Source organism: Paenibacillus sp. NPDC058174 (assembly GCF_042883865.1).
GTDB lineage: Bacteria > Bacillota > Bacilli > Paenibacillales > Paenibacillaceae > Pristimantibacillus.
Window position 1 is genome coordinate 1,567,494 of sequence record NZ_JBHVUY010000001.1, and the last position, 15,980, is coordinate 1,583,473.

General features: G+C 50.1%; 15 protein-coding genes and 1 other RNA gene. 1 reads left to right on the forward strand and 15 read right to left on the reverse strand.

Features of this window, described 5'->3' with window-relative positions; translation table 11 throughout:
* Positions 1–6: 6 nt before the first annotated feature.
* From ACFVVF_RS07200 to ACFVVF_RS07210, 3 genes are read right to left on the reverse strand one after another with little or no spacing between them, the layout of a single operon-like run.
* Positions 7–459 (reverse strand): hypothetical protein, encoded by a 453-nt coding sequence (locus ACFVVF_RS07200; RefSeq protein WP_387806722.1) that lies wholly within the window; start codon positions 457–459, stop codon positions 7–9.
* Between the two features lie 6 nt (positions 460–465).
* Positions 466–672 (reverse strand): DUF1540 domain-containing protein, encoded by a 207-nt coding sequence (locus tag ACFVVF_RS07205; RefSeq protein ID WP_042162746.1) that lies wholly within the window; start codon positions 670–672, stop codon positions 466–468.
* A 55-nt stretch (positions 673–727) separates the two neighbouring features.
* Positions 728–1,228 (reverse strand): YpuI family protein, encoded by a 501-nt coding sequence (locus ACFVVF_RS07210; RefSeq protein ID WP_387806723.1) that lies wholly within the window; start codon positions 1,226–1,228, stop codon positions 728–730.
* 404 nt (positions 1,229–1,632) lie between these two features.
* Between ACFVVF_RS07210 and ACFVVF_RS07215 the strand changes: the two genes are divergently transcribed.
* Positions 1,633–3,249, forward strand: coding sequence for a S8 family peptidase (locus tag ACFVVF_RS07215; RefSeq protein ID WP_387806725.1), 1,617 nt, complete (start codon positions 1,633–1,635; stop codon positions 3,247–3,249).
* Positions 3,250–3,571: 322 nt separating this feature from the next.
* Here ACFVVF_RS07215 and ACFVVF_RS07220 read toward each other — a convergent pair whose 3' ends face one another.
* The 12 genes from ACFVVF_RS07220 to glyQ all read right to left on the reverse strand — a co-directional run bounded on the left by ACFVVF_RS07220 (position 3,572) and on the right by glyQ (position 15,684).
* Positions 3,572–3,718, reverse strand: coding sequence for a hypothetical protein (locus tag ACFVVF_RS07220; RefSeq protein WP_387806727.1), 147 nt, complete (start codon positions 3,716–3,718; stop codon positions 3,572–3,574).
* Positions 3,719–4,186: 468 nt separating this feature from the next.
* Entirely contained in the window at positions 4,187–4,741 is a 555-nt protein-coding gene (locus ACFVVF_RS07225) for a hypothetical protein (protein WP_387806729.1), read from the reverse strand.
* Positions 4,742–4,880: 139 nt separating this feature from the next.
* Positions 4,881–5,285, reverse strand: an RNA gene (gene rnpB / locus ACFVVF_RS07230) — RNase P RNA component class A.
* A 119-nt stretch (positions 5,286–5,404) separates the two neighbouring features.
* On the reverse strand, positions 5,405–6,526 hold the full coding sequence (locus tag ACFVVF_RS07235) for a Nif3-like dinuclear metal center hexameric protein (RefSeq protein WP_387806730.1): 1,122 nt from the start codon (positions 6,524–6,526) through the stop codon (positions 5,405–5,407).
* Positions 6,493–7,293, reverse strand: coding sequence for a tRNA (adenine(22)-N(1))-methyltransferase (locus tag ACFVVF_RS07240; protein ID WP_387806732.1), 801 nt, complete (start codon positions 7,291–7,293; stop codon positions 6,493–6,495). Before ACFVVF_RS07240 ends, ACFVVF_RS07235 begins: the two co-directional genes overlap by 34 nt.
* Positions 7,293–8,150 carry a hypothetical protein gene (locus ACFVVF_RS07245; RefSeq protein WP_387806734.1) on the reverse strand — a complete coding sequence of 286 codons (858 nt, stop codon included), beginning with the start codon at positions 8,148–8,150 and terminating at the stop codon, positions 7,293–7,295. The genes ACFVVF_RS07240 and ACFVVF_RS07245 overlap by 1 nt, the downstream gene beginning before the upstream one ends.
* Positions 8,151–8,230: 80 nt before the next feature.
* Positions 8,231–9,364, reverse strand: coding sequence for an RNA polymerase sigma factor RpoD (rpoD, locus tag ACFVVF_RS07250; RefSeq protein WP_042162754.1), 1,134 nt, complete (start codon positions 9,362–9,364; stop codon positions 8,231–8,233).
* An 18-nt stretch (positions 9,365–9,382) separates the two neighbouring features.
* Positions 9,383–11,236 (reverse strand): DNA primase, encoded by a 1,854-nt coding sequence (gene dnaG, locus ACFVVF_RS07255; protein ID WP_387806736.1) that lies wholly within the window; start codon positions 11,234–11,236, stop codon positions 9,383–9,385.
* Between the two features lie 36 nt (positions 11,237–11,272).
* Positions 11,273–11,743: a YaiI/YqxD family protein gene (locus tag ACFVVF_RS07260; protein WP_387806737.1), complete on the reverse strand. Its 471-nt coding sequence runs from the start codon at positions 11,741–11,743 to the stop codon at positions 11,273–11,275.
* A gap of 73 nt (positions 11,744–11,816) precedes the next feature.
* Complete coding sequence (locus ACFVVF_RS07265) at positions 11,817–12,632, reverse strand: pyruvate, water dikinase regulatory protein (protein WP_387806739.1); 816 nt, start codon at positions 12,630–12,632, stop codon at positions 11,817–11,819.
* A gap of 90 nt (positions 12,633–12,722) precedes the next feature.
* On the reverse strand, positions 12,723–14,804 hold the full coding sequence (glyS, locus tag ACFVVF_RS07270) for a glycine--tRNA ligase subunit beta (RefSeq protein WP_387806740.1): 2,082 nt from the start codon (positions 14,802–14,804) through the stop codon (positions 12,723–12,725).
* On the reverse strand, positions 14,797–15,684 hold the full coding sequence (glyQ, locus tag ACFVVF_RS07275; protein WP_387806742.1) for a glycine--tRNA ligase subunit alpha: 888 nt from the start codon (positions 15,682–15,684) through the stop codon (positions 14,797–14,799). Before glyQ ends, glyS begins: the two co-directional genes overlap by 8 nt.
* Between the last annotated feature and the right edge of the window lie 296 nt (positions 15,685–15,980).

A 15,980-nucleotide genomic window follows, 5' to 3' on the forward strand; every position in this document is an offset into this window, starting at 1 on the left:
TTCAACTTAGGTCACGGCGTAATAAAGCGGGACGATAACGGCGGAGAGCAATACAGCAATTAGGCCGATCGCAATCGCCCAGCCGCCAAGCGCTCGGGCTCCTTGACGATATGCCATATAGCCAAGAGCAACTGATGATAAGCCCATCAGAATCGGCCACAGGAACCAGGATGCGACTGCAAACACCAGTGAAACCCATCCCAGCGCTGTCCCGCCGCTTGCTTCTCTCGCGACAACCGTGTCTTCCCTTTGCTGCTTTTCTTCCCGTGGCACATAGGAGACGGTGCTGCCGACAGCGAAGTCGGAAGCCATCTCTTCATTAAGATCATTATAATAATTATTGCTTATGCCTGGCAGCCCGTTGGGAGCTGCTACATTATAAGTCGGAAAATCTGTCTTTTCGGGCCGGTCTTCGTCGTTCCAGTCCTTCTCGCGTTCATCCCTACGGTCTGTAGCCATTCCTGGTCACCCCTTCGGTTTGAATGTGTCGCAACAAGTCGCGGACGATTGAGTCGCTTGATCCTGATGAAACAGTCCCAGATCGTCAGAAGCAAATTCTTCGCCGAATCCGGCATGCTGATCAATATCGATGGAAATAGATTCAGCGTTGCAATTATTTCCTTCCTTCCAGAACGAGCAATTCGATACGCTGCAGGTTACGCCTTTTGGCATAATCAAAATCACCTCCGGTATCAAGTTTCCCTGATCGGAGGTGATTCATTCTGCCTTATTTTTGCCCTTGCATACGGCGCTGCGTCATGTAGTCATTCTCATAGTAGGCCAATTCATCTCGCAGCTCTTCGTATATTTTGGACATGCTCAGCACGATATTGCGCGCTTCGCGTACCGGCTTGAAGCGGAAGCGAATCGCATCTTGGCCCGTGTATGCATAACGGCCGTCTTCGGAGTAGCATTCGTTTTTCGGATAGAAAAACGCATTGACGCATTGATGATACACTTCATACAACGCACGCTCTGCAAAGTCATTATCGAAATTGGGTCTTCTGAGCAATACGCCAAGTTTCTCAACCGAAACTTCAGAAAACACCAGCAAATGTCTCAGATCGGACAGCAGTCCTTTATAAAAGGTTTGTGCTTCGTCGCCGTTATCATCACCGGCCAGTTGATTGAGCGCGTATTGGTTTAGAAACGGTTCCAGCCCATTGATTGCATCCTTCAGCTTGCTTCTTGTCGCTTCGCTAAGCGCTTTAGTATTTGTCGATGGCATCGTAAGTAGTTCCCCTTTCTTCATCCAAAACAAAAAAACTCAGGCATCAACATAGTACCACAAATTGCTTTCGGATGGTACTGGCGTTTCAGACAATGTGGCCGCATATTTTTGCTTGCGCAATCGGAATCTATAGGGAGAGCGATCATAATCGTTATCTGCACAGGAGGTGCCGTACAAACATGCAAAAAAAGTGGATCGGCGTATTCTCGGTATTGGCAGCAGCTACGCTGCTTATACCTGCAGCCCCCCTATTTATTCCTGATCGAACACCCACAGCGCCAAAGTCGTCAACTTTATCGGTGAAGCACGAACACGCACAAAAACTTAAAACATTAAACAACGATATGGAAGCTACATCTTTGCTTTGTACAAGCGAATGCTCTAAAGAATTTTACAAACTTATGTCCTCAACCGAAGGCGGCAAAGGAAAAACAGGCAAAATTGATCAGATGATGGACACCCATAAGCATATGTCCTACATCAGCTGGCTTTCCGGAGACCGCAGCGTCGATCGGGGCACTTTGCCGAAAACATCAGACAAAATAGCGGAACGTTATGTGACTGAAGCGAAGACCCATGTCAAACAAGGACATAAATATGTTTCTAAAGCTTTTGTCGGAGAAAATGGCAGCCGATTCATCGTACTTGGCGTACCTGATTCGAAGCATCAAGGGATTGCCGTAATCGGCGTCATTAAGCAGGATATCGTCACACAGGTGGAAAGGCATCAAAAACGCAATCTGCGGCTTGTTCCGTATCCGGCGGAAGGCAACTACCGGATTGAGTCGGTCAAGCCGAATTCAACGACCGACATAACCGTACGGACCGGTGAAGACAATGGCAATGCCAGTCACTACCATGTACGCGACGTCGTCGTTCATTTTGCCAATAAGCCGTCTGAGCAGCAAATGAAACAAATTAAATCTAAAATTAATGCCCATGCGGTTCAGCAAATTGGCGATACGTATGTATTCCGTTCAAAAAGCATGGATGCGGAGAAAATGATTAAATATTTCCGCAAGTCCTGGAAAACAGAATATGTTGAGCCGCATTACTTGTATATGACAAATGAGGCAGCGCCTAATGACGCGCTTTATTCCGAATACCAATGGAATCTGCCCTCCATTAAAACAGAGCTTGGCTGGGACATATCCAAAGGCAATGACCATGTACTCGTGGCAGTGCTGGATACAGGGGTTCAGGCCGATCATCCGGATCTTAAAGGTAAGCTCAGTGGCGGAACGAACATCGTAGACAGTGCGGCTGCTCCTAATGATGATGTAGGCCATGGCACTCACGTATCCGGCATTATAGGCGCCACCGTCAACAACGGAGAAGGCGTGGCAGGGCTTTCGTGGTACAACAAAGTGATGCCGGTCAAAGTGCTGGACAGCAGCGGCGCCGGTTCGGCCTATTCCGTTGCTCAAGGCATCATTTGGGCAACCGATCATGGCGCAAAGGTTATTAACATGAGTCTGGGCAACTACGCGCAAGCTGATTTCCTTCATGATGCAGTCAAATACGCCTATGATCACGACGTCGTTCTTGTTGCAGCCAGCGGCAACGACAACACGGAGCGTCCAGGCTACCCTGCCGCCTATCCGGAAGTTTTCGCGGTCGCAGCCACCGATGCCAAAAAACAAAGAGCTTCTTTCTCGAACTACGGTGATTACATCGACGTTGCCGCGCCTGGGGACAGCATCGCCAGCACCTATCCTGGCGGCCAGTATGCCGCTTTATCCGGCACTTCGATGGCCACTCCCCATGTAGCTGCGCTGGCTGGTCTGATCCGGTCGGTCAATCCCGATTTGACCAATGTCGAGGTCATGGACATCATGCGCAAATCGGCTGAGGATTTGGGCGAAGCCGGCAAAGACAACTATTTCGGCTATGGGCTTATCGATATTGATACAGCGTTGAAAGCCGCATCCCAATACGGGGCAGCGTCGCTACAAACCTATCCGATGCAGGTGAAGAAACGGCTCAATGCCATTACCCAAAAATACAGCAAGCAGTAAATCTTGAACAGACTGTCTTGAACGTACTCACATAACAGCTGAATATCATCCGTATAAAATGAAGGGACCTCAATTCCGCTGCAAGCGGGATTTGAGGTCCTTTTAGACTTTTAGAGCGGCCGGGGTTTACAGCCACATATCTCGATGTGCGAGCTTATACTGCGTCTTACTCCCCTCTTCACGCCCAGAGAGAGAGACAAAATGTAAAAGTACATTTTGATGAGCCCCAAAAAGCCCAAAACAGCTCTCAAAATGCAAAAGTGCATTTGAAATCGCTCATTTTCGCTCAATTGAGTCATTTTAGGCCAATCAAACTGCATATTTACATTTTGATGCGATAATCGGCAAAAAACCGGCGTACAACCTGCACTTTTGCATTTTGACGCTTTGTGTAGTGATCGGTCGCTGCGCGAACCGGTTCATGCTGCCGTTCTTGATTCCTTGTTCCCTCGCTCCCGCTTTGCAACATCTTGTGAATCTTCGAAAAGTCAGCATGTACTCGTTTCGCTCCTTGGCGGTTCAATGGACAATTACAAGGCCAGTCACTGCGCGAACCGGTTCATGCTGCCGTTCTTGATTCCTTGTTCCCTCGCTCCCGCTTTGGAACATCTTGTGAATCTTCGAAAAGTCAGCATGAACTCGTTTCGCTTCGCTCCTTCGCGGTTGAAGACATACAAAGCCCTCGATATCACCCTAATAATTTCGTTCCAAAACAAATTGAATGACATCTTTGGCGAAACGGCCAGCCTTCTCAAAATGAGGAAGATGGCCGCAATCCTCTTAAAGATTTATATATCCCTTGGGACACTCTTTTCCATTACGTTGAGTCTTCTCCTCACATGCAATGGGATCTTGCCTGTCTTTAATGAGCATTCTGCTTAATTTATCTTGTTCCTTCAGCTTGTTCCCTTCATCTTGTTACCTTCAGCTTGTAGCTTCATCGTATTACTTTTATGTACTGACATTCTTTCCACTCAAACTCATTCCCCAATTGGAAAGATGAAAGATCGAGTTCGAGATCCATTTCTTTCTTCGATGCGTTCTTGAAGCGGTCCATCCCATCCGTCCAGCAGGAAAACAGCTCTAAGTACTCTCCTGTTCTCAAATTTGAGCGTAAATAATCGAGTAGTTCGGTTAAGCACTTTATGCTTGTCTGATAATGCTGTGGAGACGACTGCTTCATTTCATCATCAATCTTGAAATCTCCTGCTTCAGCGTTTACCTGGTAAACGTAAGGATGATCGAATAAATGTGAATAGTTTTGTCCGGTCATTGGCCCTGCTATGTACAAACCCGCAGCATCCTCCTCCGTATCATAAACCTCCGTAAGTTTAAGTGGATTTCTTTCCAGCATCAATTGTGTAAAATGTTGTTCCTTCGCCGCAGGATTCACATGGGTAACATAATCAATAAGCGTCATAACAGTTTTGTTCTGCCCAAATGAGCCTGTCGGCAGCTCATGTGCCGAAGCTATATAATAGAATAAGGTCATAAATGAAGTCATCTCCTATTTCAACACATCTTTTGCGCACGGATGGACAGCGAAAAAATCTCTTTGTCCCCGCTCCCGCACACAAATACAAAAAAGCCTCCAGGCGCTATCGCCAAGAGGTGCTTGTTTGTTGTTCCGTGCGGAAAGTTTGCCTTAAGCCGGGTTCTGTACTTCCAGTGGTCCAAACGGGAACGACCCTCCCACGACGAAGCGACAATCATCTATCTAGGCCGGTCATTACTGAACGGCTCCAGCAACCAACCCGAACGCGCCTCAGGCTAAGGCTGCAGCTCTAGGCTGCTGCGCTCTCTCGGTCTTGCTCCAGATGGGGTTTACCAGGTATGCAGTCACCTGCATTCCTCGTGGTCTCTTACACCACGGTTCCACCCTTGCCTGTACCGGCTAAGCCGGCCATCGGCGGTCCATTTCTGTGGCACTAATCCTTCAGCTCGCGCTGACTGGACGTTATCCAGCATCCTGCCTTGTGGAGCCCGGACTTTCCTCTCGCGGCAACAAGGCCGCCAGCGATTGTCTGTCAAACTTTCCGATGCACGAATAAGTATACAAGGTATTGAGCAAAAGCTCAACCTTAAATATGTTGCCAATGTAAATCCGTTAATTTTACATAAGCCTATTTCTTTATTTTACTTTACTTAGCTTAGCTTATACGAAACGGAAAGGCTCTGTGCTCAGCGCAGACGCCACAGCTGCCGTTTGGTATTTGCGCTGCTCCAGCTCGCCGTTAAGCCAGTCTGCAACACGCTGCTTCATAATTTTCTCCACATTATGTCCGGGATCAATAATCGCCAGCCCTGCGGCTAACGCATCATGCGCGGTGTGGTAATCAATGTCGCCTGTAATGAGGACGTCAGCACCGGCGAACATCGCATGGCGGATGTATCTCGATCCGGAGCCCCCAAGTACAGCTGCTTTGCGGATGATCCGGTCAGGTTCACCTACCAGACGCAGCATAGGCACGTCGAATACCGCTTTAACGCGTTCAGCCAGTTCTCCAAGCGTCACAGCATCCTTCAGCTTTCCTGCCCGTCCCAGACCGAAGGAACGTCCTTTTAAATCGACAGCATACAGATCGTAGGCTACCTCCTCATAAGGATGTGCCTTCAGCATAGCTTGCACCACCTTGCGGTGAACGCTGTGTGGAACGATCGTCTCGATCCGGATTTCCGCCGTTCGCTCCAGCTTTCCTGCCGTTCCGATAAAAGGGGACGTCCCTTCGCCCGGAAGAAATGTGCCGGTCCCTTCAATATTGAAGCTGCATTTACTGTAATTGCCGATGGCTCCGGCACCAGCTTGGAACATTGCATTCAGTACTGTCTCATGATGGCTCTCTGGTACGAAGACGACCAGCTTGTATAGCTTATCTGTATGTATCTCTTCGAGGCATTGACGTGCATCAGGCACGATGCCAACCATGTCCGCCATCCAGTCATTGATGCCGCCATCGGTTACATCCAGATTCGTATGCGAAATATATACGGCAATATCATTCTTGATCAGCTTCTCGTAAAGCTTGCCCGCAACCGTTGATGTATCCAGCTTCGCCAGCGGACGATAGATGATCGCATGATGCGCGATAATAAGCTCCGCACCTGCCGCAATCGCCTCATCTACGACTTCTTCCGTCACATCCAGCGCAACGAATACTTTCTTGACCTCTTTATTCAAGGTACCTAATTGCAGGCCGATTTTATCATTCTCGACTGCATAATGTTTAGGAGCAAGCTGCTCCATTAACTGAACGACCGTTTGACCGTTGGCAAACAATGCAGCACCTCCTCAATTGCTTTCATTTGTGCACGGAACTGCTCCCTCTTTTCACTTGCCTGCGGCAGTTCAGAAAGCGCCAGCTGTGCGCAAATTCTCTCCAGCTTCTCCAGCTCCAAACGCCATTTGTCCACAAGCACATCAGTAGGCTGACGCAGCAAATGCGGCCCCATTTGCAGCAGCAGCGCTTTGCCTTGCTCAGCATTCAGCTCAATGGGCAAAAAGGAACTGTCATAGAGACGCTCCTCGAGAGCCGTTAGAGCAGCTCCTGTCGGGTCGTCTTGCAGCTTCACCGCATGCAGCACTTCATAGATCTTGCCGTCTTCCTCTAAAATCAACTCCGCTTGCAAATACCAGCCGCGCTTTATCAGCCAGTTCCGAACGATATCCTCGCCTACATTAGGCTGGAGCACAAGCTCCCGGACGCCTTCCAGCTTGCCTTGTCCATAACCCGCTTCCAAAATGTCGCTCATCAGAGCGCCGCCCATGCCGGCAATCGTAACCGTATCGGCTTCTCCCGGCTGCAGGACGGATAAGCCGTCTCCGCGGCGTACATCAAGCCGCTTCAGCAGTCCTGCATCCATAGCCTGCTTGCGCGCCGCCTCGTAAGGGCCTTGATTGAGCTCTCCGGCAATTGCCGAAGGAACCCTGTTTGTCTGAAGCAGATAAACCGGAAGCATCGCGTGATCGGAGCCAATATCAGCTGTACGCGAGCCTGGTGTAACGAAGTCTGCAATCGTCTGCAGACGCTTAGATATTTTTAACATTAGGCAACCCACACTATCCATTGTTTTCGCAAGGCGAACAGCAGTCCTCCGCCAATCGCGATTTTTAACAGCAATTGAATCTGCAATAAAATCGGTTCATCAATAAACAACATCGCATACAGCTCCGGCATGAACCAGAGCACTGCACACATCGCAAATAGCACAGCCGATACCGGCTTGGACGACCGGTGAATAAACCAGCTTGCCCATCCGAAGATCCCGGCAATCGGCAGCCAATAGAGCTGCGGCTCGTACCAAGAAGGCGTTCCCAGGAAAGAGGAAAGCAGCCAGGCATAGACTAGAACAGCCGCAATCCAGCCGCAAAAATGGAAGGTCTGAATTTTCGCTGCAATGCCATATATGATCCAAAATATAGCGCAAAAAGCCAGCAGCGCTGTTTTCCAGCCCCATTCACTCAACTCATGCAGCTCCAGCATATAGAGGCCTGAGCCCAGCAGAAGCAGCATAGCTGCACCGGATAACGCCAATCCGCCCGCCTCGCTGCGCCGCCGTATCCGGCTGCCAGCCCACATCAAACCGGAAACGCCCAAGAGCGAAACCCCAATTTGCAATAGCGGATGAAAAGCGTTAAAATAAAGCACAACAAAGGAAATTAAGGTAAAAAAACCAAATGTAAGGAGCCAGTACTTACCGGATGCACGCTGTGCCGCCATTAAGGCTTTGGCAACCGCATAAGACGATTCGCGTCTAGCGCCCGGCTTTTTCCCTTCCTGCTCCCTTTGTTCCTGATCGGCATACAGATTTAATAAAAAATCGCAATATTGATCGGGTAATAGTTTGCTTCTGCTCCAATGCTCGATTTCTTTCACAATGATTTGCCTGCGCTCTTCATTCATGGCCGAATAGGTTCCTCTCGGTTTTGTGGAAAAAAAGACCTTGCTGCATGAGCAGAAGGTCGTTATCGATACATTTAATTTTATTCGAGGAAATCTTTAAGCCGTTTGCTGCGGCTCGGGTGACGAAGCTTGCGCAGCGCCTTCGCTTCAATTTGGCGAATCCGTTCGCGCGTAACGCCGAACACTTTGCCGACTTCTTCGAGCGTTCTTGTACGTCCGTCATCCAGACCGAAACGGAGTCTGAGCACATTCTCTTCACGCTCAGTAAGCGTATCGAGCACATCCTCCAGCTGTTCCTTCAGCAGCTCATAAGCTGCCGCATCCGCAGGAGCGAGCGCTTCTTGGTCCTCAATGAAGTCGCCCAGATGGGAGTCGTCCTCTTCGCCGATAGGCGTCTCGAGCGATACCGGCTCTTGTGCGATTTTCATAATTTCCCGAACCTTGTCCGTGCTTAATTCCATCTCAGCCGCAATTTCTTCAGGCGTTGGTTCGCGCCCCAGCTCTTGCAGCAATTGACGGGAAACGCGGATCAGCTTGTTGATCGTTTCCACCATATGAACCGGAATCCGGATCGTCCGCGCCTGGTCGGCAATAGCCCGTGTAATGGCTTGACGAATCCACCATGTCGCATACGTACTGAATTTGAAGCCTTTTTGGTGATCGAATTTCTCAACCGCTTTGATCAAGCCCATATTGCCCTCTTGAATCAAATCCAGGAACAGCATGCCGCGTCCCACATAACGCTTCGCGATGCTGACAACGAGACGTAGATTGGCTTCCGCAAGTCTGCGTTTCGCTTCCTCGTCCCCGTTCTCAATTCTTCTTGCCAATTCAATTTCGTCATCTGCCGAAAGAAGCGGAACACGCCCGATTTCTTTCAAGTACATCCGAACCGGATCATTGATTTTGATCCCTGGAGGAAGAGCCAGATCGTCATCGAAATTGAATTCGTCCTGTTCTCTTTCTTGATCGTCATTGCTGCGGAGCGGATTATCGCGTTCCTCATCATTTTCGTTCAGTACCTCGATACCCAAATCATCGAGCTGTTCGAAAAATTCATCAATCTGTTCCGGATCCTGATCGAAAGGCGAAAGCTTCTCCATAATTTCTTTATACGTTAAAGAGGCTCTCTTCTTGCCCTGTTCAATTAACTGATCCTTCACATGATCTAATCTTTGCTCGGCTTCTAGTTCAGTATGCTGATCATTCGCCATCTTCCGACTCCCTCCTCCCTAGAACCGATCGTCCTGTCGACCTTTGAGCTGTCTTTCTAGGGTTATAATCTCACTTAACATTTGCGCAGCAAGCAGGTGATCTCCGGCACGTTCTGCCTGCACCATTTCTTCTTTTTTCCGGTCGACTTCCCTTAATTGCGGCACTTTAACGATATCTTGTATATCGGCAGCCAGTATGTCTTCATTAAAGGGGAAATCGCCGTCCATCATTAAAATAGTGGCAGCCGCTCTCTCCAGACGCTCGTCTTGAAGGGTTGCGATGAATCTGCCGGCATCCGGATCATAGCCCTGCGCGTAAAATGCATATAAATAAGCAGCAAGCGCTGCATGATCCTCTATATTGAACGCGTCGCCTAATTTGTCGTGCACCGTCTGGGCAACTTCGCTATCACGCATCATGACGTGAAGCAAACGCCGCTCCGCCTTGACGTAAGCAGGCAATACCGCAGGGGTACCCGATTTGCGGCGATTTTCATTCCTACCATTATTCCACGAATTGTCGTTATTATCCCTTTGCGGCTTCTTTTTTTGCAGTTCCTGATACTTAATCAGACAATCCTGCTTCAATACCTCAAGCGGAACTTCAAATTCGCGGGACAATTCCTGCAAATAAATTTCGCGTTCAATAGCTGAATCAAGCTCCGCCACAATTCCGGCAGCTTCAAGCAGATAGTTTTTTCGTCCTTCTTCTTTTAGCAGTATATGGTTTTTTCTCGAATATATAAGCTTAAATTTTGTTACGGAGACAGGCTCGTCAATCGCTTCCCGCATAAAAGCTTCCGGGCCGTATTCGGCAATGTATTCATCCGGATCCTTGCCCTTTGGCAGCATGGACACCATGACTCTCATTCCGGCTGCTTCCAGCATCGGAATTGACTTCATTGCGGCGGCTTGTCCAGCGTCATCGCCATCATAACAAATGAGGACTTCATCCGCCTGCCTTCCGAGCACCTGGCAATGCTCTGCCGTCAATGCCGTTCCCATCGTCGCAACGCCATTTTTAACGCCTGCACTCCAAGATCTTATAACATCCATATACCCTTCAAAAATAACGACCTGCTTGCGCTTCCGGATGGCCGGCCGCGCATGATGCAAATTGTACAAGGTACGGCTTTTCGTAAACAGCATCGTCTCCGGAGAGTTCAAATACTTCGGCTGCCCATCGCCGATGATGCGTCCTGCGAAAGCTGTTACTTTACCGTCCCGATCCCAAATTGGAAACATAATGCGGCTTCGAAAACGGTCGACATAGCCGCTTCCGTCATGCTTGGCCGACAATAAACCGCCCTTCTCCATCAATGCCGGATCAAATTTGCGATTGTCCAAAAACCGGCTGAGCGTATCCCATTGCTCCGGGGCATAACCAATCATATAGTGATCGATTAGTTTATCACCCAAACCGCGCTCGCGCAAGTAATCTTTGGCCGCTTTGCCATGCTGCGTGTTGTTCAGCAGATAGTGGTAAAACTTGGCCGACAGTTCATGCGCCTCGATCAAGACAGTCCGCTCTGTATCTTCAGCCGACGGCTTGCTGCCGTCCGATCCGGCCCAGGTAACGGGAATTCCCGCATCCTCTGCGAGCACACGGACCGCTTCAGGAAAAGAATAACCTTCGAGCTCTTCCACAAACCGGATGACGTTCCCCGATTTCCCGCATCCGTAGCAATGAAAGATTTGCAGCTCCGGGGTTACGGTAAAGGAAGGCGTCTTCTCAGAATGGAAGGGACAGAGCCCTTTCATATATTTGCCTTGCTTCGAGAGATGAACGTATTTTCCAACCGTATCTACGATATCATGGTGTCGGCGAACCGCTTCAATGACATCCTCCGGTATTTTACCGTATGTCGCCATCGTTCATCACCTCTAGTAATACGTAAGTAATATTCGCTAAATGTCCTGTTTCTCCTGCAAGTCGTGTAAAACTTTTGTCAACTTTTGTTGAAACCGGTCCCGATCGTCCTGTTTCATCGCTTTGGGACCCTTCGTCTTGCCTCCGCCGCGCCGTTTTTTTGCCGACTCATGCCGGCGTTCCATCAAGTAATCAATGTTGGCGTCCGAGTAGGTTTCTCCCCGGTTCGACAAAACGACAGCGCCTTTGCCGATCGCGATGCAAGCAAGCCCAAAGTCCTGGGTAATGACGATATCGCCCCTCACAATATGATTGACGATATACAGATCGACCGATTGATTGCTGCTGTCGACCTGCACGACCTCAACGCCAGGCTGAGCCTCAAGCCGATGATCATAAGAAGAGACCATGAGCACCGGAGTTTCATGCGCCCTGGCGACTTGCGCGATTTCCGATTTGACGGGACAAGCGTCGCCGTCGACAACAATTGTCGGTTTATTAGCTTGCATCCGGATCACCGCTCATTCTTCTCGTTCGAATTATATATACGGCAAATAATCCAAAACTCCTGCCTCATACGCCTTAGAAAGCCCGAATATGCTCCATAATTAAACTGGCCGTCTCCTCTACCGCCCGGTGGGAGACATCGATGACGACACAGTCCAGCTGTTTCATAATCGATTCGGCGTACAGCAGCTCTCTTTCAATCCGTTCTTCTGCGGCATAAGATGCGCTGTTGGGAAGTCCCAGCGCCTTTAACCGTTCCTTGCGGATAATGTTCAAATAAGGCACGCCAATCGTAAGTCCGATAATCTTCCGGCGCGGAACGAGGAACAGCTCCTGCGGCGGTTTGATTTCCGGCACCAACGGAATGTTGGCCACCTTATATTTCTGATGGGCCAAATACATCGACAACGGCGTTTTTGACGTTCGCGATACGCCGACCAGCACAATATCGGCCTTCAGAACGCCGGACGGATCTTTGGCGTCATCATAACGGACGGCAAATTCCACAGCATCGACTTTCCGGAAGTAATCCTCATCAAGCACATGGTTCAAACCTGGCTCATGCCTGGATTGTCTTCCCGTTTGCCTCTCCAGACTTTCAATTAACGGACCCAGCAGATCGATGGCGGTAACCTCATACTGTTCGGCCAGCTTGCGCAGTCCTTCCCGCAGATGCGGGATAACGAGCGTATACAGCACGATTGCGTCTGCTTCCTTCGCCAGCCGGACAAACCGTTCGATGGTCGGAATGTCCGTTACGAATGGAGCGCGCCGGATTTCTGCATGCAGGGGATGGAATTGGGCAACCGCTGCGCGGACGACGAGTTCCCCCGTGTCGCCCGCCGCGTCGGATATGACATAAATAATTACATCGTTCATCTTAGCCGTCATTCCATCAACCTCCTCAATTTCAGATCGGAGAGACTGACATCGCTGATTCGCTCGTTAAAGCTAGCGTGCTTGTCATGCAAAGACATCAAACTACCAGACCAGCTTGGCGAAATCGGCAATGCCTGCAATATCGTCGGCGATCAGAGCAAGAGTAGCCAGGCGGTTCTCCCGGACATCATCTTCCTTCGCCATAACCATAACGCCATCGAAATAGCCGGTAATCGGTTCTCTTAGAGCAGACAATTGCGCAAGCGCAGCTGTCACATCACCAGCAGCCAACGCTTGAACAACCGACGGATGAGCGGTCTTCCACGCTTCATGAAGCACGCCTTCCGCACTTTCCGCGAACAGAGCCGGATTGACGGAACGGGTTGCCGCTTTCGAAGCCAGATTGCATACGCGGTTGAATGCATCAACCGTCAGCTTGAATTCAGCACGCTCCCCGCCAGCAGCCAATGACTGAATCAGCGAAGCTCTTTCTACAGTCAGACGAAGATCGTCATAGCCCGATGCCATAACCGCATCGACTACGTCATATCGTACATTTTGCTCGGACAACACGTTTTTCACACGCAGTGCAAAAAACTCTCCTAATTCTTTACGCACTTCTTCCTCGCTTCGTTTCATCCCGCGGGCTTGATGTACGGCAAGCGCGGCTTCGAACAGCTCCTCCAGCTTCAGGTTCAAGCCTTGTGCCAGAATGATCTGAACGATGCCTGCAGCTTGACGGCGCAGCGCGTAAGGATCTTGGGAGCCTGTCGGAATAATGCCGATCGAGAAGCAGCCAACAATGGTGTCGATCTTGTCAGCCAAGCTAACGATCGCTCCCGTCAGGCTGCTTGGCGCTTGATCCCCGGCAAAGCGTGGCTGATAGTGCTCGTTAATCGCTTGAGCAACTGTCTGGCTCTCGCCGGCTTTAAGCGCGTAATCCTCGCCCATAATGCCTTGCAGCTCAGGAAATTCATAGACCATTTGAGTGACAAGATCGAATTTGCAAATATCAGCAGCGCGGCTGACGAATGCAGCGGTGTCGGCATCTGCCTTCAACAGGCCTGCAATACGGTCGGCCGTATCGCGGATGCGCCGCACTTTATCCGCAACCGTTCCCAGCTCCTCGTGGTATACGATATTTTCCAGCTTGGCGAGCGCATCTGCTATCGGCAGCTTCTGATCCTCTTGATAGAAGAACTTCGCATCGGACAGACGGGCGCGCAGCACCTTCTCATTGCCTTTGGCTACCTGCTCAATTGATGTGCGGTCGCCGTTGCGGACCGTTACGAAGAACGGCTGCAGCTGGCCTTCCGCATTAAGCACCGGGAAATAACGCTGATGCTCGCGCATGGAGGTAATCAGCACTTCCTGCGGAATGTCCAGGAAGGAAGGATCGAATTTGCCGAACAATACATTCGGGTACTCGACCAGGAACAGCACTTCCTCCAGCAAATCTTCTTTAATGGCAATTTCCCAGCCTTGCTCTTCCGCCAGCCCTTTGATTTGCGATACGATCAGCGCTTCGCGTTCCGCAACATCAGCAATGACATGCTGCTCACGCAGACGCTCTTTATATTCCGAAGGCTGGCTAACGACAGTCTCGCCGCCAAGGAAACGGTGGCCGCGCGTTACATTGCCGCTTGTTACGCCAGCAAGCTCAAGTGGAATGATATCTTGCCCGAACAGCGCGATCATCCATTTGATCGGACGGACGAATTTCAGCTCGTAATTGCCCCAACGCATATTTTTCGGAAAAGACATCGAGGTTATGAGGGTCGTCAAGCCTTCCGGCAAGACAGAAGCCGTCTCCGTACCTACGCTGCTTTTATTCGCATAGACATATTCAACACCAGCAAGCTCTTGGAAGAAGAACTGCTCCGGCTCTACGCCTTGGCTTCTGGCAAAGCCCAAAGCGGCCTTGCTCCAATTCCCCTGATCGTCCAAAGCGATTTTACGAGAAGGACCCTTCACTTGCTCGTTCACGTCAGCTTGCTTTTCTTCCAGACCATGCACGAGCACGGCAAGACGTCTTGGTGTAGCGAACACTTCTACGGCTTGATGGCCGATCCGGGAATCCGCCAGCCATTTAACCATTTTCTCTTGAAGCTGGTTCATTGCGCCGCGTACGAAACGGGCAGGCACTTCTTCCAGACCGATCTCCAGCAATAAATCTTTAGCCATTTTGCTCCACTCCTTTCTTCAGCAGCGGGAAGCCGAGTCTTTCCCGTTCTTCCAAGTAGGTTGCTGCACAAGCGCGAGCCAAATTGCGGACGCGCATAATGTAGCCGGTACGCTCCGTGACGCTGATTGCGCCTCGTGCATCAAGCAGATTGAATGCATGCGAGCATTTCAATACATAGTCATAAGCCGGGAATACCAGCTTGTTGGCAATCGTCTTCTTCGCTTCTTCCTCGTACATATTAAACAGCGAGAACAGCATCGAAGCATCGGATGTTTCGAACGTATATTTCGAATGCTCATATTCCGGCTGCAGGAACACGTCGCCATAAGTGACGCCGTCTAGCCACTCCAGATCAAATACGTTTTCCTTCTCCTGAATATAAGAAGCAAGACGCTCCATACCGTACGTAATTTCAACCGCTACCGGATTAGCGTCAATGCCGCCAACCTGCTGGAAGTACGTAAACTGCGTAATTTCCATGCCGTTAAGCCATACTTCCCAGCCAAGACCCCAAGCGCCCAGTGTCGGCGATTCCCAGTTGTCTTCAACAAAGCGGATATCATGATGCTTGGCATCGATGCCGAGCCGCTTCAAGCTTTCCAGATACAGCTCCTGAATGTTATCCGGCGATGGCTTAAGAATAACCTGGAACTGGTGATGCTGATACAGCCGGTTCGGGTTCTCACCGTAACGTCCGTCTGCCGGACGGCGGGAAGGCTCTACGTAAGCTACGTTCCACGGCTCAGGGCCAATTGAACGCAGGAACGTCATCGGATTCATCGTTCCCGCGCCTTTCTCCACATCATAAGGCTGCACGAGAATGCAGTTCTGCTCTGCCCAAAACTGCTGCAGCGTCAATATCATACCTTGAAAATTCATAACCGTCCCCGCTCCTTTTTCATATAATGCTAGGCGTTGCATGGACGCAAAAAAGCTCCCGTCACTACGCCTGCTTCCAGACATAGGGACGAGAGCTGTGAGCTCCCGCGGTTCCACCCTACTTGATTTTCCTGTTGTGCAGCATCTTATCAGTGCTGCGGGAAAATCCGCTTTGTTCAACATGACTCCGGAGTGCCTTTTCGCTAATCGACCTGTCCGGGCTCACACTATCCCCGAATCGCTTCTTTTGCCGGCCGGATTGGCTACTTTCTCCATCATTGCCCGATATTCATATT

Excerpts from the sequence above, each read along its gene's own strand:
- ACFVVF_RS07200 (WP_387806722.1), bottom strand. The coding sequence starts at position 459 with ATGGCTACAGACCGTAGGGATGAACGCGAGAAGGACTGGAACGACGAA.
- ACFVVF_RS07205 (WP_042162746.1), bottom strand. The coding sequence starts at position 672 with ATGCCAAAAGGCGTAACCTGCAGCGTATCGAATTGCTCGTTCTGGAAG.
- ACFVVF_RS07210 (WP_387806723.1), bottom strand. The coding sequence starts at position 1,228 with ATGCCATCGACAAATACTAAAGCGCTTAGCGAAGCGACAAGAAGCAAG.
- ACFVVF_RS07215 (WP_387806725.1), top strand. The coding sequence starts at position 1,633 with ATGTCCTCAACCGAAGGCGGCAAAGGAAAAACAGGCAAAATTGATCAG.
- ACFVVF_RS07220 (WP_387806727.1), bottom strand. The coding sequence starts at position 3,718 with ATGTTGCAAAGCGGGAGCGAGGGAACAAGGAATCAAGAACGGCAGCAT.
- ACFVVF_RS07225 (WP_387806729.1), bottom strand. The coding sequence starts at position 4,741 with ATGACCTTATTCTATTATATAGCTTCGGCACATGAGCTGCCGACAGGC.
- ACFVVF_RS07240 (WP_387806732.1), bottom strand. The coding sequence starts at position 7,293 with ATGTTAAAAATATCTAAGCGTCTGCAGACGATTGCAGACTTCGTTACA.
- ACFVVF_RS07245 (WP_387806734.1), bottom strand. The coding sequence starts at position 8,150 with ATGAATGAAGAGCGCAGGCAAATCATTGTGAAAGAAATCGAGCATTGG.
- rpoD (WP_042162754.1), bottom strand. The coding sequence starts at position 9,364 with ATGGCGAATGATCAGCATACTGAACTAGAAGCCGAGCAAAGATTAGAT.
- dnaG (WP_387806736.1), bottom strand. The coding sequence starts at position 11,236 with ATGGCGACATACGGTAAAATACCGGAGGATGTCATTGAAGCGGTTCGC.
- ACFVVF_RS07260 (WP_387806737.1), bottom strand. The coding sequence starts at position 11,743 with ATGCAAGCTAATAAACCGACAATTGTTGTCGACGGCGACGCTTGTCCC.
- ACFVVF_RS07265 (WP_387806739.1), bottom strand. The coding sequence starts at position 12,632 with ATGACGGCTAAGATGAACGATGTAATTATTTATGTCATATCCGACGCG.
- glyS (WP_387806740.1), bottom strand. The coding sequence starts at position 14,804 with ATGGCTAAAGATTTATTGCTGGAGATCGGTCTGGAAGAAGTGCCTGCC.
- glyQ (WP_387806742.1), bottom strand. The coding sequence starts at position 15,684 with ATGAATTTTCAAGGTATGATATTGACGCTGCAGCAGTTTTGGGCAGAG.